The 17,719-nt window shown below is 59.1% G+C and carries 17 protein-coding genes; 11 read left to right on the top strand and 6 right to left on the bottom strand.

Going from position 1 to position 17,719, the window contains the following annotated elements; translation table 11 throughout:
* Complete coding sequence (locus tag P4L78_RS22430) at positions 1-1,137, top strand: chemotaxis response regulator protein-glutamate methylesterase (RefSeq protein ID WP_309330883.1); 1,137 nt, start codon at positions 1-3, stop codon at positions 1,135-1,137.
* Between the two features lie 58 nt (positions 1,138-1,195).
* Positions 1,196-2,413 carry an EAL domain-containing protein gene (locus P4L78_RS22425; RefSeq protein WP_283148036.1) on the top strand — a complete coding sequence of 406 codons (1,218 nt, stop codon included), beginning with the start codon at positions 1,196-1,198 and terminating at the stop codon, positions 2,411-2,413.
* 2 nt (positions 2,414-2,415) lie between these two features.
* Here the strand turns inward: P4L78_RS22425 and P4L78_RS22420 are convergent, their stop codons facing one another.
* Positions 2,416-2,820, bottom strand: coding sequence for a lysozyme inhibitor LprI family protein (locus P4L78_RS22420; protein WP_283148037.1), 405 nt, complete (start codon positions 2,818-2,820; stop codon positions 2,416-2,418).
* A gap of 211 nt (positions 2,821-3,031) precedes the next feature.
* On the opposite strand from P4L78_RS22420, the gene P4L78_RS22415 reads away from it, so the two are divergent.
* Positions 3,032-3,805, top strand: coding sequence for a DUF4105 domain-containing protein (locus P4L78_RS22415; protein WP_309330881.1), 774 nt, complete (start codon positions 3,032-3,034; stop codon positions 3,803-3,805).
* On the opposite strand, the gene P4L78_RS22410 is transcribed toward P4L78_RS22415, so the two are convergent.
* Positions 3,802-4,152, bottom strand: a complete 351-nt coding sequence (locus tag P4L78_RS22410) for a hypothetical protein (RefSeq protein ID WP_309330880.1) — start codon at positions 4,150-4,152, stop codon at positions 3,802-3,804. The two genes, P4L78_RS22415 and P4L78_RS22410, sit on opposite strands and share 4 nt — an antisense overlap.
* A 291-nt stretch (positions 4,153-4,443) precedes the next feature.
* Here P4L78_RS22410 and P4L78_RS22405 point away from each other — a divergent pair, with 291 nt between their 5' ends.
* Both P4L78_RS22405 and P4L78_RS22400 read left to right on the top strand, forming a co-directional pair.
* Positions 4,444-5,844, top strand: a complete 1,401-nt coding sequence (locus P4L78_RS22405; RefSeq protein ID WP_283148040.1) for an HdeD family acid-resistance protein — start codon at positions 4,444-4,446, stop codon at positions 5,842-5,844.
* 62 nt (positions 5,845-5,906) lie between these two features.
* Complete coding sequence (locus tag P4L78_RS22400) at positions 5,907-6,461, top strand: DUF1697 domain-containing protein (RefSeq protein ID WP_283148041.1); 555 nt, start codon at positions 5,907-5,909, stop codon at positions 6,459-6,461.
* Positions 6,462-6,480: 19 nt separating this feature from the next.
* On the opposite strand, the gene P4L78_RS22395 is transcribed toward P4L78_RS22400, so the two are convergent.
* Entirely contained in the window at positions 6,481-7,401 is a 921-nt protein-coding gene (locus tag P4L78_RS22395; RefSeq protein WP_309330878.1) for a polysaccharide deacetylase family protein, read from the bottom strand.
* 221 nt (positions 7,402-7,622) lie between these two features.
* Between P4L78_RS22395 and P4L78_RS22390 the strand changes: the two genes are divergently transcribed.
* Positions 7,623-9,002 (top strand): S41 family peptidase, encoded by a 1,380-nt coding sequence (locus P4L78_RS22390; protein ID WP_309330876.1) that lies wholly within the window; start codon positions 7,623-7,625, stop codon positions 9,000-9,002.
* Here P4L78_RS22390 and chrA read toward each other — a convergent pair.
* The gene (gene chrA, locus P4L78_RS22385) at positions 8,982-10,211 is read right to left on the bottom strand and encodes a chromate efflux transporter (protein ID WP_309330874.1); all 1,230 of its coding nucleotides are present in this window, start codon (positions 10,209-10,211) and stop codon (positions 8,982-8,984) included. The genes P4L78_RS22390 and chrA overlap by 21 nt on opposite strands.
* 241 nt (positions 10,212-10,452) lie before the next feature.
* Here chrA and P4L78_RS22380 point away from each other — a divergent pair, with 241 nt between their 5' ends.
* The 4 genes from P4L78_RS22380 to P4L78_RS22365 all read left to right on the top strand — a co-directional run bounded on the left by P4L78_RS22380 (position 10,453) and on the right by P4L78_RS22365 (position 15,672).
* Positions 10,453-12,081, top strand: a complete 1,629-nt coding sequence (locus tag P4L78_RS22380) for a methyl-accepting chemotaxis protein (protein ID WP_309330871.1) — start codon at positions 10,453-10,455, stop codon at positions 12,079-12,081.
* Positions 12,082-12,291: 210 nt separating this feature from the next.
* Positions 12,292-13,095 (top strand): 2,5-didehydrogluconate reductase DkgB, encoded by an 804-nt coding sequence (gene dkgB, locus P4L78_RS22375; protein WP_309330868.1) that lies wholly within the window; start codon positions 12,292-12,294, stop codon positions 13,093-13,095.
* Positions 13,096-13,351: 256 nt separating this feature from the next.
* Positions 13,352-14,692 (top strand): tetratricopeptide repeat protein, encoded by a 1,341-nt coding sequence (locus P4L78_RS22370; protein ID WP_309330866.1) that lies wholly within the window; start codon positions 13,352-13,354, stop codon positions 14,690-14,692.
* A gap of 92 nt (positions 14,693-14,784) precedes the next feature.
* Positions 14,785-15,672 carry a phytanoyl-CoA dioxygenase family protein gene (locus tag P4L78_RS22365; protein ID WP_309330864.1) on the top strand — a complete coding sequence of 296 codons (888 nt, stop codon included), beginning with the start codon at positions 14,785-14,787 and terminating at the stop codon, positions 15,670-15,672.
* 15 nt (positions 15,673-15,687) lie between these two features.
* Here P4L78_RS22365 and P4L78_RS22360 read toward each other — a convergent pair whose 3' ends face one another.
* Together P4L78_RS22360 and P4L78_RS22355 are read right to left on the bottom strand one after the other, a co-directional pair.
* A complete protein-coding gene (locus tag P4L78_RS22360; protein ID WP_309330863.1) occupies positions 15,688-16,383 on the bottom strand; it encodes a glutathione S-transferase N-terminal domain-containing protein in 696 nt (231 codons plus the stop codon).
* A 131-nt stretch (positions 16,384-16,514) separates the two neighbouring features.
* Positions 16,515-16,775, bottom strand: coding sequence for a cysteine-rich CWC family protein (locus P4L78_RS22355; RefSeq protein ID WP_309330861.1), 261 nt, complete (start codon positions 16,773-16,775; stop codon positions 16,515-16,517).
* A 122-nt stretch (positions 16,776-16,897) separates the two neighbouring features.
* Between P4L78_RS22355 and P4L78_RS22350 the strand changes: the two genes are divergently transcribed.
* Complete coding sequence (locus P4L78_RS22350) at positions 16,898-17,659, top strand: 3-oxoacyl-ACP reductase (protein ID WP_309330858.1); 762 nt, start codon at positions 16,898-16,900, stop codon at positions 17,657-17,659.
* Positions 17,660-17,719: the final 60 nt, after the last annotated feature.

The following is a 17,719-nucleotide window of genomic DNA, read 5'->3' as shown; positions in this document are numbered from 1 at the left end:
ATGGCAATCAAGGTAATGATCGTGGACGACTCTTCGGTAGTGCGCCAGGTGGTGCAGGACATCCTGGCGCGCCATCACGATATCGAGGTGATCGGCACCGCGCCTGACCCGATCTTTGCCATGACCCGCATGAAAACCCAATGGCCCGATGTGCTGCTGCTGGATATCGAAATGCCGCGCATGGACGGCATCACCTTTCTGAAACAGATCATGGTCGAGCATCCGACGCCGGTGGTGATCTGTTCCACGCTGACGCAAAAAGGCGCGGACATCACCATGGAAGCGCTGGCCGCGGGCGCGGTGAGTGTCATCACCAAGCCCACACTGGGTTTGCGTAACTTTCTGCAAGACAACTCAAATGACTTGGTGAGCGCCATCCGCGCTGCATCCCGCGCCAGGGTGAGCAATTTGCGCAGCATGCCCGCACGTGCATCAGCGGCATCGTCCTCGTCCTCGTCCTCGTCCTCATCCTCGACTTCGGCAGGGGCAATTCGCGAGCGTATGGAAAACCCCAAACTGAGCGCTGATGCCGTGCTCAATGCGCCGACCTCCAATGCGTTTTTGCCCACTACTGAAAAAATCGTCGCGCTCGGTACATCGACCGGCGGCACGCAGGCGCTGGAAGTCATCCTCACCGCATTGCCGCGTAACACGCCCGGCGTGGTGGTGGTGCAGCACATGCCGGAGAAATTCACCAAAAGCTTTGCCGACCGGCTTAACGGCATGTGTGAGGTTGAAGTGCTGGAAGCGCAACATAACGACCGTATTGTGCCAGGGCGGGTGTTGATCGCGCCGGGCGGCAAACACATGGTGGTCAAACGCAGTGGCGCGCAATATCACGTAGATGTGGTGGACGGCCCGCTGGTTAGCCGTCACCGGCCTTCTGTGGATGTGTTGTTTCGTTCGGTCGCCAAATGCGCCGGGCGTAATGCGGTGGGCTTCATCATGACCGGCATGGGTGATGATGGCGCGCAAGGCCTCAAAGAGATGCACGACACCGGAGCAACCACCTACGCCCAGGATGAAGCCAGTTGCGTGGTGTTTGGCATGCCCAAAGAAGCCATTGAACTGGGCGGAGTGGATGAAGTGGTCGGGCTGGATCGCATCGCCGGGCTGATCCAGCGCGTCGGACGTTAAACGCCCAACCCAACCTAGCCCAGACCAGAAAAGACAAACCGCAGAGGAAAGCAACGCAATGCCGAACGCTCGCCCGTCCATGTTGATTGCCGATGACAGCTCGCTGCAGTTGAACCACGCCGTTGAACTGTGTGTGCAGTACGGCTGCGAAGTCATCTGGCAAGCCATGAACGGCCAGGAAGTACTCACCTTGCTGGCGAGCCTGCCGGAGCGGCCCGACATTCTGCTCACCGATCTGGAAATGCCCGGCATGGACGGTGTGGAGTTGCTGCGCCACCTGGCCGAAAACGACATCCTGATGCCAATCATTTTCATGAGCAGCACCGACGAGCAAGTGCTGCATGCGGTAGAAGCTGCCGCCCTGGCTTATGGCTTTCCGGTGCTGGGTACGCTGCAAAAGCCAATGGCGATTGACGAGCTGAACGCCGCGCTTGACCACTTCACACCAGTGAATCAGCCCGCGTTCAGCCCGGCGCCGGCGGTGGATGTCAGCGACATGGTCCGCGCGCTGGATGCCAGCCATTTTGTGCCGTGGTTTCAGCCTAAAGTGACCACCCGCAGTGGTTTGTTTCAATCGGCCGAAGTGCTGGCGCGCTGGATGCATCCAGAACTGGGCATGATCGCGCCAGTGCATTTTGTGCCGTTTATGGAGAAATCCGGCCTGATCGGACGGCTGACCGAGCAGATCATGGTCAAGGCCATGCGTGAGACCAAATTGCTCTACGCCCGCGGGCTGAAGTTCGGGCTGGCGGTGAATATCTCGGCCGAAAACCTCCCCGAGCCAGGCTTTGCCGAGCGCATCAAGTCACTGCTGGCGCAGGAATCTTTTCCGCCCGGCCAGATGACGCTGGAGATTACCGAATCGGGCGTGATTGCTGATCTGGCTCGCTCGCTGGGCGCCCTGGCACGGCTGCGCATGGCGGGCGTGGGTATCTCAATTGACGATTACGGCACGGGTAACGCCACCTTGCAGCAATTGATGCGCACGCCGTGTTCCGAACTGAAAATTGATCGGGCCTTCGTCAATGGTGCCTCGCGCCGCCCGCAATTACGCACTTTGCTGGAAAGCACCGTTGAGATGGCGCACCGGCTCAAGCTGATCGTGGTGGCCGAAGGCGTCGAAGATGCCGAAGACTGGAAGCTGGTGCAAGAACTGGGTGTTGAACTCGTCCAGGGCTACTTTGTCGCCAAACCCATGCCGGGCGAAAAAATCCACGAGTGGGTACGCAACCGGCATGAGTGGCTGCATTTGTGGGGCAAGCTGCAAAACTGCTGAGCTTATTGCTGGCCACAACCGATATCGCCTTCCTCGCAATGCAGTTGTTCATCCAGCAGTTTGGTCTGTTCTTGGGTTAAACGATCAAGGCACATTAAATGCAGCATGGGCTGGGCGCTGTAGGGCGTGGTCGATGAGGTCAGGTATTCGCACTGCGCATCGCGATAGATCAGCCACGCACGCTGGGCTTTTTGCAGCAGCGGTTTGCCATGCTCACTGGTTTGCTTGAGCAGCTGGTTGTAGCTGGCGTTGAGCTTTTTGTCGGATGCTTTGTAGTCCTGTCCGGCGCAGATATTCAGGCTGGTCTGGTCTGAAGCGTTCTTGCAGTCGACGGCAGCGCTGGCGCTGGTGGCAGTGACTAACAAGGCGAATGCCAGCGAACAGGCAGAGATAAGGCGCAAGGTCATCGGGTGTTCTCCAGAATTGAATGCAATGAATGAAAAAACGCGCTGGCAAAAAGAAGCGCCTGCCAGATGTTCAAGCGATGAGTGCTGGATAAAACGGTTGTCGCATCAACGTCTCGTAAAACTGGCAAAAATTTGCGAGTGGCTTACTTTGCCACCATAGTCAGGCTGCGCTTTATGGCGCGTTAACCCATCCTGGTGATCTGACTACACCGTGCCCAGCTTTTTGCAACCCAAGACCCCGCCCAGCAATGGTGACTGGATTACCGAATACGCCAGAACGACCCGCGTTCAATGGCAGGGTGATTGCGTTACTTTGCGCGATATCCGCAATTTTCGGTATATCACCCGCGACCAGCCTCTGCCCGCCTGGTACGACGCCAGCTATGACCTCAACACCGTGCAGTCGGTGGACCTGGTGGTATCGCACTGGTCCGGTCCGGCTATCGCGCATGTGTTTATCAGCTTTGGTTTCAGCGATGGCCGCTATCTGGCCATTTCGATAGAAACGCGACGGCAGAACGGTCAGAAGTACTCCCCGTTTGGCGGCTTTTTACGCAATTACGCGCTGATTTACGTGGTGGCCGATGAGCGTGACCTGATCGGCGTGCGTACCGATATCCGCCGCGAGCGGGTGCATCTGTATCGGCTTGATCTGTCTCCCGCCGTTGCCCGCCAAGTATTTGAGCAATACCTGGCCCGAGTCGATCATCTGAACCGGCATCCCGAGTTCTACAACACGCTTTTCAATAACTGCACCACCAATATCCTGCGTCATGCCCGCGCCTTGGCTCCGCAATTTCGCTATAGCTGGAAAATCCTCGCCAGCGGTTACGCCGATGCCTACACGTGGGATCTGGGCTTGCTTGATCAGGCCATTCCTTTTGCCCAACTCAAGGCACAAAGCCTGATCCAGCGACCGGCCGACGCGCAGATCGACGAACAGTTTTCCAGCACTGTCCGCCAGCAGCGAGGCACGCATATTTAGCGCGGCAAGCGTTGGGTAATGAAGGCGATCTCGTATTGATGCCCTGGATAACGGCTGCTGACGCGGCTGGAGAAATCCGTCACCGACATGCGGTGATCATAAGTGTCATGCAGCCATTGCACGAACTCATTGGCTTGTTCATCAGTGTTCAGCGGAATCTTGCGGTATTGCCGGTCGGTCTGGATGTCGCTGGCCAATTGCATATACCAGGCGAAAAAGGCCGGGTCATTGTGGGCAGAAACGGCGCGCGGGTCGTTCACGCTGGCGCAGCCCTGAGTGAGCAGCACACCGCCCACAGACAACGCAATCATTACGCCAAGCAAAAATTTTCTGAGTTGTTGCTGCATGGTGATTCTCCTCAATCTGTAAAACCGGAAACAACCGGTGGGCGAATCACTGCAGTGTGGGCGCGTCGTACGCTTGGGTAAACCAGGCTAAGTATCGTTATCCATTGCCAATTTTCGCTTAGGTATGGGCATAGGCGATCCCGCATTGGTGGGACGCGTTGGCTGGCGTTTTTTTGCATTGCGCAAAGCCGCCACAGTTTTGAATTGAAAACGAGGGCTTTCTGCGAGCTTGCTTTACCATTTGCCACGGATAAACCTAATATCGCCTGAAATGAAATATTGATAGTGAGTGTGGATGAAATGGTTCGGTTGATTTTGCTGTTGCTGGGTGTGGATTACCTGCGTAAACGCTGGCGTGCGCTGCGGTTGATGGGCTGGATCTGGGCAATACTCGGCATCGGGCTGTTTATTGATGCGCTGGATAACGCCATTTATTTCCCGCTCAATTTCTTTGCCGGGCTACTGATGCTGGATGGTTTTTCCACGCTGGCCGTGGCGTGGACGGGCATGGGCGGGCAGAAAATGCTGCGCTACGTAAAAGGCGGCGCGTTTGTGTTTTCTGCCATGCTGATTCTGGCCGGGCATCACCACGGCAATTTTGTGTTGTCGATGATCTTTGGCACGTTGTTCCTGGCTGATGGCTTGCTGCAAGCAGTGTCGGCGTGGGTGGTGCGTTATCCGCGCTGGCGCCCGGCGTTGATTGGCGGAGTAGTGGAGATCGGCATCGCGATCTTTTTCTATCAGCCATATCCGACTCACTACGTTGGCACCGTGCCGTATTGCATTGGCCTCGGTTTGTTTTTCAGCGGCTGGAGCATGTTGCTGCTGGCATACCGTGTGCGGCGCATGTCCGATAAAGCCTTTGTGAATGCGGTGCTGGAGCGGCCCGCTGCCCAAGCCTGGAAGAACTACAACCCCGAGATTGCCGCCGATGCGCCGCTGGAATGGGATGGCCCGCCAGCAGAAAGCGAGCGGGCGCTGACGGTGCATGTGTGGACGCCGGTTGGCTCATCCAAAGCGCCAGCCCAGCGGCGCTTGCTGGTGGACCGTTATATTGCGGCGGTCGATGCCAATGGCGTGATCTCCACCGGGCATGCGGCACTCGAGTCGCCCGAAGGCATCTACATCAGCTTGTATCCGGGCGTGGAAATTGATCGCTCGCCAGACGATTTTGGCCGCCTGTTGCGCGCCACACGGGAGAACGACGTACCGGGTGTGTTCCAGCCGGATTACGCGACAGAAGCGCAAGCCTGGTGCCCGTCGACCACTCGCGTTCGTATCCGCAATTACAGCCCGGAGCGCTTGCGCGTGTTCTGGGAGGAATACCGCCAGGACACCACCTATAACCTGACCTGGCGCAATTGCTCCAGTACGGTGGCGCGGGCGCTGGAAGCCGCGGTGGAAGGTTCGGTCGGGCACTTTCGCGGGAAGGATCGCGGCTGGGCGCCGTTTTTGCGCATGTTGAGCACGCCGGAATTATGGGTGGCGGCGCAAATTCGCAAACGTGCCAAAACCATGGCCTGGACTCCCGGTTTGACGCTGGATTACGCTCGCGCGCTGAGCATGTTGGTCGATCCGCGCCCGTTTGGCTGGCTAAAAATGGCGCGGATCGCCGTCAAGCGCATGGTGCGTTCGCGGCGGCGCTGGCATCAGGAAGAAGCAACGGCCAAGGCAGACGGGCGTCCTCATTAGCCGGTGAGTGCATGGCAACGGGCCAGCGACAAGTGCGCAGTCATGCAACACCGGGAGATGCCATGCGCTTTGCCGTTTTCTTTCGCAATCTCAATTTCGGGCACGCGGGCAGCCCGACCAAAGCGCAATTTTTGCAGGCGCTAGAGGCTGGCGGCGCGAGGGCGGCCGCGTCCATTCTCTCGCATGGCACAGCGGTTTTTTCGGCCGATTCTGATGAGCATGCCCAGTCTGTAGTGGCGGCGACGTGCGGCCAATTGCAAACGTTATGTGGCTGGCTTGATGCAGCCCATGTTCGCTGCATCGCCGACCTGGCCCGGTTGGTGGCGAGCGAGCCGTTTGCCAGTGGCCCGCAAGACGAGATTTACGAGCGTTGTGTCACTTTTCTGCCCGCCAAAGCAGGCCACGCACTGACTATGCCGATCATCAGCCCGCGCCGCGATATCGAAGTCTTTGCCGCTTTGCCGGACATCGCGCTTGGCGTGGTGCGACTGGTGAACGGCCGCCCCGGCAATATCAATGCATTGCTGGAGCGCCTGATTGCCGCCCGCCTGACCACCCGCAATTGGAACACCGTGTCACGCGTGGTGCGGCAAGAGGCTGCGGCGGGTTACTGCTGATCAGATCGCGCGGCGGGCATCATTCCCAGATCCATTTCCACAGACCAGGTAGTTCCGGAATTTGAGTGCCGTCTTGCACGCTACGGCCCAGTGCGGCACGTTCCACCGCGCGGCGGTCGTCATAAAATGGCTTGGCGGCAGTCTGCAGATGCACTTCGCGGGCGCTGGTGGTGAGAATCTCCAGGTACTCCGCCATGTGGTCAGCGGTGTAGCTGTTGATGTCGTGAAACGCGACCAGCACCGGGATATTGCCGTCAACGACTGGCAGTTTGCCCTGGGCGATATGCTCACGCAGGTCCGCCAGTTCATGCAGCAAATTGGAGCGGCGGCGTAAGCTGCCTTTGATGCCATAGATCTTGCCGTCGTTGGCGCTCAAATCGGTCAGCAGAATGTGCATGCCATGCTGCTGGTAAGCATTGAAAGTGCGTAGGTCGTAATTCCAGAAGGGCGGACGTACCAGCTTGGGCGGCTCGCCCTGCAGCGCGGTGATATCGCTAATACCTTCGTTCAGCGATTGTTCCAGCACTTCTGGTTTCAGAAAACGGTGATTGGAATGGAACGGCGTGGCGGTATGAAAGCCCAGCAACTGCCCCTGCGCCACTTCCTGGCGCATGATTTCTTGTCCGGCCACCGTGTCGCCTGCGCCCCATGAGCGCGTTTGCACGAAGAACAGTGCCTTGATGCCGTTTTCTTGCGGGTTGTCGGCCAGCGTATGCAGAATCGACAATGTGGGGTTGTCGGTTTTGTCGCGGCTCGGGCCATCATCAAAGGTCAGCAAGAAACGGATGGGTGGTTGCGCTTTGAGCAGCGCCTCGGTTTGCGGCGATAGCGGCGGTGGCGCAGCCGCGCAGCCAGCCAGCAATACGGCAAGCGCACTGATGCTCAATGCCGAATGAGTACGTTGACGAACTGCGGTGATTGTTTGCTGGAGCATGGACATACGGAAGCATCTGATAGAAAAGGCGAAATGGCTGCGAATAATACCCGTGTCTTTACGCTACTCCCGCAGCTTGTTACAAACGGCTACAGCTGGCTGTGAGGTTGTTCGCAGTATTAAGCCAAATTGAGACAGATATCGCCGCCGCGAGGAGTGCCGCAAAAATCTGCAGACTTCGCGTAAATCGGCATAAGATTTGCGCGACTCATTTTCTGGATTGCCGCGTGTCATTTTCGATCAGTCAGAACCGGCCGAACTGGCTTGCCTTGCTGCACAAACTGTTATTGGTGGCCGCAATAACGGCCCTCACCGGCTGCGCCGTGCTGGACCCGCACCGGATTGTCTCGCGCCAGGTCGACCGGCTTACCGTCAGCAGCACGCTGGACGCCCACAACCGGGAGGCAGCGTTCAATCAGGTATGGCAAACCATTAACGACGGTTATGTTGACCCGCATTTCAACGGCGTCGATTGGGTGGCGGTGCGTGAGCGTTACCGCCCGCTGGTGCTGAACGCGCCGGATGACGCCACCTTCTGGGCCGAGCTGGATCAGATGGCAGGCGAGCTGAACGATGTCCATACCCGTGTGGAAACACCGGCCCGTTATGCCCAGATCAAACATGACAAAGCCGCTGGCCTGGGCATCGGTGTGGCTTTGCTGGATGGCCAGTTGGTGATTGATGGCGTGGGCGGACAGACCCAGGCGGCGTTGCTGGGGGTGAGGTCCGGGCAAGTTCTGACCGGTATCGACGGTCAGCCTGCGCTGGATTGGTGGCAACAACAGCTGGCGCATGTGCGTGGCGGTTCCACCAGTTGGTCACGCGATGCCTACGTGCTGCGGGCGCTGAATAATCCGCTGCCCGCCACGCAGCGCATGCTTGAACTGGAACGTCCGGACAAATCGGCTTTCAGCGCAAGCCTGCGCGACGAACAGATCAAAGCACCGCCGTGGCTGCTATCCCACACGCTGACCGGCAACATCGCCTACCTGCGTTTTTCCGGATTTGACCGGGATATCAAATCCGACATCATGACCGCGCTGGATCAGGCTCAGACCGCGCAAGGCATCGTGCTGGACCTGCGCAGCAACGGTGGCGGTGATGGGCTGATGGCGCTGGATATCCTTGCCCGCTTTGTCACCGGCGAAGTCAAAGGCGCGCGGGTAATTACCCGTGATGGCAAGCCGGTACGGCTATTGGGATACCCGCTGCTGGAGACCGAGCCCGTATTGCAAGGGTCGGCTCACCCGCTGACCGCACCGTTGGCGATTTTGATTAATCGCCACTCCGCCAGCGCTGCCGAGTTAACCGCCGGGGCCGCGCAAGCCATCGGCCGGGCTCGGGTGTTTGGCGAGGTCAGTTGCGGCTGCTTGCTGGGTTTCTTTGATTACGACCCGCTACCGGGCGGCGGCGCGCTCGCCTACAGCGAGGTGGATATGCTGCTGCCCAATGGTCAGCGCATCGAAGGCCGCGGCGTGCAACCGGACGAGCCAGTCAAAGTGACGCGCCAGACCTTGAGTCAGGGATCGGACCCGGTTCTGCACGCTGCGCTGGACTGGCTGCAACAGCAAAAACACCCCGCCGCGTCAGTGCAGAAGACCAGGTAAAGCACCGGCAATGCCACTGGCGATCACTACCAGCCAAGGTGGTAGTCGCCATAATATCAGCGCAGCCAGTGCCAGCAATACCAGGGCGATATCGGCGACTCCGTGTACTGCGCCAGTCCATACCGGTTGATACAGTGCCGCCAGCAACAGGCCCACCACCGCCGCGTTAACGCCGGTCAGCGCGGCCTGGGTACGCTGGCTGTGGCGTAATGTCTCCCAGAACGGCATTACTCCCAGCACCAGCAGTATCGACGGCAAAAAAATGGCAACCAGGCACCAGCTGCCGCCCAGCCAGCCACTGGGTGTCCCACTGCTGGCCGCCCCGAGAAAAGCGGCAAAGGTGCTGAGCGGGCCGGGCATGGCCTGGGTTACGCCATATCCTGCAAGAAACAGATTGGCCGAGACCCAGCCATGCGGAATCACCTGTGCCTGTAGCAGCGGCAGCATGACGTGCCCGCCACCAAAAATCAGCGAGCCGGTCTGGTAAAACTCGCTGAACATGGTCAGTGTCTGGCTGGGCCACTGCCGCGCCAGCAATGGCAAGCCTGCCAACAAAGCAAAGAACAACAGCAAGAAGACGGCGCTGGCAGAACGGCTGCGAGTCGGGATGATTGATTCCGGTTGCCGCACTTGTTGCTGACCGGCAAACAGGCGCATTCCCAGCAAACCTGCGAGCGCAATCAGCGCTAATTGCATGCCGGCCATTGGCCAGAGCAGGACCGTGCCAGCCACCAACAGGGTCAGCAACGCGCGCGCGACGCTTCCACTATGCGTGCGGGCCATGCCATAAACAGCCTGCGCGACCACGGCCACCGCCACCAGTTTCAATCCATGGAGCGCGCCAGCGGGCACCAGATTGCCCCAGTGCGTCAGACCTTGCGCCAGGGCGATCAGCAAGCAGGCTGACGGCAGGGTAAAACCGGCCCAGGCGGCCAGCGCTCCTGCCACACCGGCTCGGCTTAATCCGATCGCCATGCCGACCTGGCTACTGGCCGGGCCTGGCAAAAACTGGCACAACGCGACCAGATCACCAAAGCTGTGCTCGCTGAGCCAGCGGCGGCGCACCACGAATTCCGCACGAAAGTAACCCAGATGCGCGACTGGCCCGCCAAATGCCGTCAGCCCCAGACGTAAAAAGGCAATGAAGACAGGCCATACGTGCCGGCCATGTTCGGAGTCAGGTTGCAGTGCCGGGGCGACTTGAGACATCGGTTGATTCGGTAATCCAGAAAAAATGATGAGCACCGATTCTGCCAGAGCTTGATGGCAACTGGTGCTTTGCCATTCTCGCTTGCCCCGAACAGTTTTTATGCCTTTGGTATTAAGAACGTCGTCATAATGCCGATATAGCGGGGGCGGCGTGACAATAGAGCAGCATAAACAGAAGTACCGGCCTGAGCTTAATTGAAACCGGTTTCAAGATTTAAGTCTGAGTCCTGGGGAGGGCACCATGTTCAAGAGCATGGGTATACGGCAGCGCATGCGCGTTTTGCTGATTTGCATGATGGCGGGGCTGGTTATCGTTTCGGCGCTGGGTTTGTTGTCGACGCGGCAAGGCATGATGGCCGATCGCGAAACACGGGTGCAGCACATGGTCGAAGCGGCCATGGGCATTTTGAAGTACTACCGCGAGCAAGAAGTGAGCGGCAAGATGAGCCGGGCCGACGCGCAAAAAGCGGCGGGCATGGCGATTCAGTCGGCGTCATACAACGGTGGCAAAGACTACTTTTTTGTTTTCGATTACAACTCGGTCGAACTCTATATTCCCAACCCGAAAATGGTTGGCAAGGATATGAGTAACGTCGCGGATGCCGACGGCGTGAAGTTCGTGCCGGAGATGGTCAAGGTCGGGCGCAATGGTGGCGGCTTTGTGCATTACGCCTTCCCGCGCCCGGGTAGCACTGATCCCAAACCCAAGGTCAGCTACGCCATGGCGTTTGATGACTGGCAATGGGTGGTGGGCACCGGGATTTACATCGATGACGTCAGCACTGCTTTCTGGAACGAAGCGCTGCGGCAAATGGCCTATGTGCTGATTGTGCTGGTGGCACTCGGCGTGATTGGCGGCATGCTGGTGCGCTCTGTGTTGCGCCAGTTGGGTGGCGAGCCCGCTTACGCCAGCGAAGTCATGCAGCGTATCGCCGCCGGTGATTTGACCGTGCAGGTACGTACCGACGGCGACAATGAAAACAGTCTGCTGGCGGGCATTCAGCGCATGGCCGTTTCGTTGCGGGCGCTGATCCAGCAGATTCATGAGAACGCGGGAGAAGTCGGACGATTGACGTCAGAAGTGGCTGGTGCGGCGGATAAAGTAGCCTTTGGCTCCGACAGCCAGAACGACGCCACCCGCTCCATGGCCGCCGCTATCGAACAAATGAGCACCAGCATTGTGGTGGTGGCCGACAACGCGGGCGAGGCCAGCCGCCTGAGCGCAGAGGCTGGTTCGCAAGCCGAGCGCGGTAACGAAATCATTGGCGGCACCAGTCACAAGATCAACCAGATATCCGGGATCGTGGCGGACTCGGCGACCAGCATTGGCGCGCTCGGTGAACAAACCGACAGCATTGCCAGCATCATGCAGATGATCCGTGAAGTGGCAGAGCAGACCAATTTGCTGGCGTTGAATGCCGCCATTGAAGCCGCGCGCGCCGGTGAACAAGGCCGTGGCTTTGCCGTGGTTGCCGATGAAGTGCGCAAACTGGCTGAACGCACCAGCGGAGCGACCGCCGAAATCAGCGGCAAGATTGATTCGATTCGCGATGCTTCCAAAGAAGCAACGGTGCGCATGGCTTCGGTGGTGAAAGAGGTGGCACAAGGCGTGCAGATGGCGGGTGAGGCCAGCGCCGCCATCGCCAGCATTCGCACTGATTCGGGCAAAGTGGTGGTTTCTGCCAACCAGATTTCCGAAGCGTTGCGTGAACAAAGCGCGGCCAGTCACGCCATTGCCAGCCATGTGGAAGACATTGCCAACATGACCGAGCAAAACACCGACAACGCGCGCCGGGCGGCAGACGCGGCGCGGCGGCTGGATCAACTCACCCAAAGCCTGCGCGATGCGGTGGATCGTTTCAAGGTTTAGTCCCTTACTGCGCAACCCTTGTTTGCAGTTATCTCAGACCCGGCTTCGTGCCGGGTTTGTTGTTTACCGTTACCTGGAACGCATGCGTAAACGCCGTAATTGTTGCGCAAAAATCAAAAGTATCTGGACGGCAAGCGGCTTAAAGCAAGAAACCGACTCGCGCATACTGCAGTCCAGCCAGCAACAACACTGGATACAAAGGAAAACACTATGAGCATCCCGGCATTGGGCCTTGGCACGTTTCGTCTGAAAGACCAGGTGGTGATTGATTCGGTACGTAATGGCCTGGACGCAGGTTATCGCGTAATCGATACCGCGCAGATTTATGGCAACGAGGCCGAAGTTGGCCAAGCCATCGCCGCCAGCGGCGTGTCGCGCAAAGATCTGTTTATTACCACCAAAATCTGGATCGACCACCTGGCGCACGACCGCCTTATCCCTAGCCTGCAAGAAAGCCTGCACAAGCTGGGGACCGATCATGTTGATCTGACTTTGATTCACTGGCCATCGCCCAATAACGCGGTGCCGGTGAGCGAATTCATGGGCGCGCTGGCTGAGGCCAAACGACAAGGGCTTACCCGGCAGATTGGCGTTTCCAACTTCAATATTGCGCTGCTGCGCGAGGCCATTGCGGCAGTGGGGGCGAGCGAAATTGCCACCAACCAGATCGAACTGCATCCGTATCTGCAAAACCGCAAGCTGGTCGAGTTTGCCCAAAGCCAGGGCATTCATATCACGTCCTATATGACGCTGGCTTATGGTAAGGCACTGCAAGACCCGGTGATTGTGCAGATTGCGCGCAACCACCAAGCTACCCCGGCGCAGGTGGTGCTGGCGTGGGCCATGCGACTGGGCTACGCGGTGATTCCGTCATCTACCAAACGCGAAAATCTGGCAAGCAACTTGCTGGCGGTTGGGTTGACACTCAGCGAGGCCGAAATGACGCAAATTGCGGCGCTGGACCGCAACGAGCGCCTGACTGACCCGGACGGACTGGCTCCGGCATGGGACTAACAAGTTAGCCCGCCTGCATTGGGCATGGCGCTGGGGTTTGCCAGCGGCAAGCGGACCACCTTCGTGTGGTCCGCTTGCCGTTTAAAGTGGGTTTGATCCCGCCGGTCAACTTGCCGGGTAAAAAGATTTGCCTGGCGGGTCATCCGGCCTGGGCTTTGCGGCGTTTGAACTAAAGTTCAAAGCAGATGGTGTCTGGCTGCCGGCTTATTGCCCCGGCCAGCCGCCATCTCCCTTCACGCCACCAAGGCAGGCCGTCATGACCGCACCCAACGCCGTAGCTTCCGATACGGATAACGCTGCCTTCACGCAACTGGTTCAACAGGCCATTACCTTGCATCTGCAAGGCCAGCGCGAATCCGCCGAGGCTATTTATCTGGCCGTGCTGCAGCAACAACCACATCCTGATGCGCTGCACTGGTTAGGCATATTGCGCCACCAGCAAGGCAACGGGGCTGAGGCGGTGCCATTGCTGGCACGCTCGTGTGAGTTGCAGCCGGAAAACGCGGAATGGCGCAATGATCTGGGCAATGTGCTGGCCAGCAACGACGCCGTTGTTGATGCCGCCGAACAGTTTCGCGCCGCGTTGCAGCTGGATGAGCGCAGCGCCGTGTACTGGAACAACTTTGGCGCGATGTTGCAGCGCCTGAATCATGAGACCGAAGCGGGCGAAGCCTGGTTGCAGGCGGTGACGCTGGCCCCGGATTATATCGACGCGCTGGATAACTATGGCCAATGGCTGATCCGCCAGGGCCGGGATCAGGAAGGCGCCGAGTTTGTCTGCCGCGCCTTCGTGCTTAAACCGGCGGCACATCAACCACCGATGATGCGCGGCATCGCCTTTTACCGGCTGGGGCAGATCAGCGATGCTGCGCAGGTTTACCGGCAATGGCTGGACGCTGATCCGGGCAATCCGACGGCAAAGCACTTGCTGGCAGCCTGTTCGGGCGAAAACGTCCCGACCCGCGCTGGCGACGATTATGTGCAGACCACCTTTGACGATTACGCGGCCACCTTCGATGCCCGGCTTAAACAATTGGGCTACGCCATCCCGCAAGCTTTGCACGACACGCTCAAACAGCTGGCCCCCGCCAACCAGCAATGGCAGGTGCTTGATGCCGGTTGCGGCACCGGCTGGTGCGGCACGTTTCTGCGCGATTACGCCAATACGCTGGTCGGGGTTGATCTGTCGGCCAAGATGCTTGAGCAAGCCGCCCATCGCCAGCTTTACGATCAACTGGAACACGCCGAGCTGACCGGCTGGCTACGCCAATGCGCGCAGCAGTTCGGGCTGGTGTGTGCTGCTGATCTGATGATCTATTTTGGCGATCTGACCGAACTACTGGGAGCCACTCGCCAGGTCATGACTGCAGGCGGTTTGCTGGTGTTCTCAGCCGAAAACCAGACCGACACCCATACCGGAATTGACGGTTTTCAGTTGCTGCCGAGCGGGCGTTACGGCCATAGCGAACATTATCTGCGCGAGGCACTGGCAGAAGCCGGATTTACCGTACAGAGCATCAAATCCCAAGTGGTGCGCCAGGAGTTTGGCCGTCCGGTACCCGGCTGGATTGTGGTGGCGACACGGCGGGCGCACTGACTCCCCCACGCGTATGATCGCCGCCGTGCGGTATGGTCAACACCTCGCACTAGCAGAACCTCGACGACTTTCAGGAAATAGGAAATACCAACTTGGAATCCCTCTACGGCGGCTTTGATCTGGCCCAGTTGCGCAGCGAAGACACCTGGCATGCCATCGCCCCCAGCCTGCACGTGTGTGACAGCGCGTTCTGGCAAAGCCAGCAGGCGCTGCAACTGGATGACACCACGCTCGACACACTGGCACAACTGACCACGCGGGAAGGCTATTTTCAGACTGACCCGGTGGATTGGCAGTTGCCGGTGTATGACATGGCTAATCTGATCCACGCGCTGCGGCAGTTGCGTATTCCGCCGGTGTTCGGCTTTGTGTATGACGAGTTCTGGTTGATGTACGTAAAAATGCAGCCGGTGCTGGCGCGGATATTGGGCGACGACTATGTGACGCTGCCCAATGTGTGGGCCTGGCATATCGATCCGGCGGCCAACGAACACGGCTGGCGCCCGCATCGGGATCGCGGCCGGGCTTCGATCTTTGAAGATGGTCGCCCCAAGATATTGAATGTATGGCTGCCGCTGACCGACGCCACGCCCATCAATGGTTGCATGTACCTCGTGCCCGCCGATCGCGATCCGACCTATAACACCGCCGAAGAAATGAACATGCAATATCAGCTCAACGATATCCGCGCCTTGCCTGCCGCTGCGAGCAGCATGCTGGCGTGGAATCAGGCGGTGCTGCATTGGGGCTCGCACGCCGCGCCGCGCATTGCGACACCACGGATCAGCATTGGCGCCGAGTTCCAGCGTCGCGACGTGGCGCCGTTCAGCGAGCCGTTTCTGGAGCCTGGCACCCAGCCGACCTTCGCCGCACGCCTGTGGATGATCGCGGAACAGTTCAAACGCTACCGGCACCATCACCCGGATGATGCCGGGCTGGCTTTCCTGGCGGACAACCTGGTGCCGGGCAGCGCCAGCTAAGCGGGCGGCTCTGGGCTATTTCGGGTCCTGACCAAACAGCAGCTTGCGCGCTTCGGCGGTCATCAGCGCTTGTGGATCAGTGTTGATCTGTTCCACCAGCGCGTAAGCACGCTGTACCGCAGGCCGGGCCGCCATGCGCTCCAGCCACGCCGCCATATGCGGGAAGTCTTCAATTTTCTGGCGCTGGCCTTCCCACAATTTGGCCCATGGGTAAATGGCCATGTCGGCAATCGAATAGTCCCCGGCGACGTAGTCTTTGTCCGCCAGTTGCCGATCCAGCACGCCGTAGAGTCGGGCGGTTTCTTTGACGTAACGGTCAATCGCATACGGAATCGGCTCGGGTGCATAACGGCCAAAGTGGTGATTCTGCCCGGCCATCGGCCCCACGCCGCCCATTTGCCAGTACAACCACTGCAGCACGGTAAAGCGACCGCGCACATCATTTTGTGGCAAAAACTCGCCCGTTTTGTCGGCCAGATATTCCAGAATCGCCCCCGACTCAAACAAGGAAAACGGCTCGCCACCATCCAGCGGATGCTGATCCACAATGGCTGGAATACGGTTGTTGGGCGCGATTTTCAAAAAGGCCGGAGCAAACTGCTCGCCCTTGCCGATATGGATCGGGTGGATGGTGTAATTCAGCCCGGTCTCTTCCAGAAAAATCGTGACCTTGTGGCCATTGGGCGTAGTCCAGTAATACAGATCGATCATGTCGGTGCATCCTTGTGCGTGGCGTTCACTGGCGTTGACTGATGTCGCCGCAAATCATTGCACAACCTGGCACGTCCGCCCAACCTGCGCAGTTCGTCGGGGGACTTATTGGGTGGAATGATCCGCGAGGCCTAGTGGCCCGCTTGCAGGCAGCGCGGGCACAAACAGGCGCGATCAAGCTGCTCTGGCGGTAGCTGACTCAACGCCGTGGCATCTACCGTGACGCTCATGCACCAGCAGCTGGCGGCGGCGTCCGGCCCCGATTGCACCATGGCGCAGCCGTTCAGGCCGCCGCAGAGCGGGCATATGGCGCTGGCTGGAATACTGGCGGGGTCGGGGTGGTCGGGCACGGGTGACTCAAACAGGATGTGGATGAATGTCCACTTTGCCACGGTTGAATCGCTGCCTCAATTGCCGCGCGATGTACCGGGCTGGCCAGCTAGTGCGAACCAGGCATTTTGCATGAACGCGTTGTGCCGTAAAGTAACGCCAACTCCAACATGACGAGGTTGAAATGAAGCTTTCCGAACAGTGGGTACTGGTGACTGGCGGCGCGCGGGGTCTGGGTGCATCGATTACTCGCGCATTGGCGCGTGAAGGCGCCGGGGTAATCATCAACTATCACCAGAGCGCCGCTGCAGCACAGGCGCTGGCAGCCGAGCTTGGCCCGCGCGCCATTGCCCTTCAGGCTGACGTGACCGATGCCGCGCAGGTACAAGCGCTGTTCCAGGCAGCACAAGCACAAACCGGCCAGCCGATCGTGTCGGTGGTGAACAACGCGCTGGTGGATTTTCGCTTTGATGGTGACGCCCGCCCCAAGATCGGCGAGATCACCTGGCAGCGTTTCGAACAACAACTGGCCGGAGCGATGAAAGGTGCGCTCAACACCATCCAGGCCGCGCTGCCCGGCATGCAAGCGCAAGGTTTTGGTCGCGTGGTGAACGTGGGGACTAATCTGTTCCAGAACCCGGTGGTGCCTTATCACGATTACACCGCGGCCAAAGCGGCGCTGCTGTCGCTGACACGTACCGCTGCAAATGATCTGGGGCCGGACGGCATTACCGTGAATATGGTGTCTGGCGGCTTGTTGCGCACGACCGATGCCAGCGCGGCCACGCCAGAAGCGGTGTTCGACATCATCGCCAGCCTGACGCCGCTGCGCCGGGTGACCACGCCGGACGAGTTTGCCGATGCGGTGTTGTTCTTCCTGTCGCCGTGGTCGCGCGCAGTCACCGGGCAAAATCTGGTGGTCGACGGCGGGCTGGTCAAGAACTAACTCTGTTACAACTCAGGCGGGCGAGCGCTCATCAGGCTCGCCCGCTTTGTCTTTGCAGGT

Source organism: Silvimonas sp., assembly GCF_031291215.1.
Taxonomy (GTDB): Bacteria; Pseudomonadota; Gammaproteobacteria; order Burkholderiales; family Chitinibacteraceae; genus Silvimonas; species Silvimonas soli.
Note: the sequence above shows the minus strand (reverse complement) of the source record. Positions and strands in the feature narration are given on the sequence as shown.

Coding starts and splice junctions, on each gene's coding strand:
- P4L78_RS22430 (WP_309330883.1), top strand. CDS start 1: ATGGCAATCAAGGTAATGATCGTGGACGACTCTTCGGTAGTGCGCCAG.
- P4L78_RS22425 (WP_283148036.1), top strand. CDS start 1,196: ATGCCGAACGCTCGCCCGTCCATGTTGATTGCCGATGACAGCTCGCTG.
- P4L78_RS22420 (WP_283148037.1), bottom strand. CDS start 2,820: ATGACCTTGCGCCTTATCTCTGCCTGTTCGCTGGCATTCGCCTTGTTA.
- P4L78_RS22410 (WP_309330880.1), bottom strand. CDS start 4,152: ATGCAGCAACAACTCAGAAAATTTTTGCTTGGCGTAATGATTGCGTTG.
- P4L78_RS22400 (WP_283148041.1), top strand. CDS start 5,907: ATGCGCTTTGCCGTTTTCTTTCGCAATCTCAATTTCGGGCACGCGGGC.
- P4L78_RS22395 (WP_309330878.1), bottom strand. CDS start 7,401: ATGTCCATGCTCCAGCAAACAATCACCGCAGTTCGTCAACGTACTCAT.
- chrA (WP_309330874.1), bottom strand. CDS start 10,211: ATGTCTCAAGTCGCCCCGGCACTGCAACCTGACTCCGAACATGGCCGG.
- P4L78_RS22380 (WP_309330871.1), top strand. CDS start 10,453: ATGTTCAAGAGCATGGGTATACGGCAGCGCATGCGCGTTTTGCTGATT.
- dkgB (WP_309330868.1), top strand. CDS start 12,292: ATGAGCATCCCGGCATTGGGCCTTGGCACGTTTCGTCTGAAAGACCAG.
- P4L78_RS22370 (WP_309330866.1), top strand. CDS start 13,352: ATGACCGCACCCAACGCCGTAGCTTCCGATACGGATAACGCTGCCTTC.
- P4L78_RS22360 (WP_309330863.1), bottom strand. CDS start 16,383: ATGATCGATCTGTATTACTGGACTACGCCCAATGGCCACAAGGTCACG.
- P4L78_RS22350 (WP_309330858.1), top strand. CDS start 16,898: ATGAAGCTTTCCGAACAGTGGGTACTGGTGACTGGCGGCGCGCGGGGT.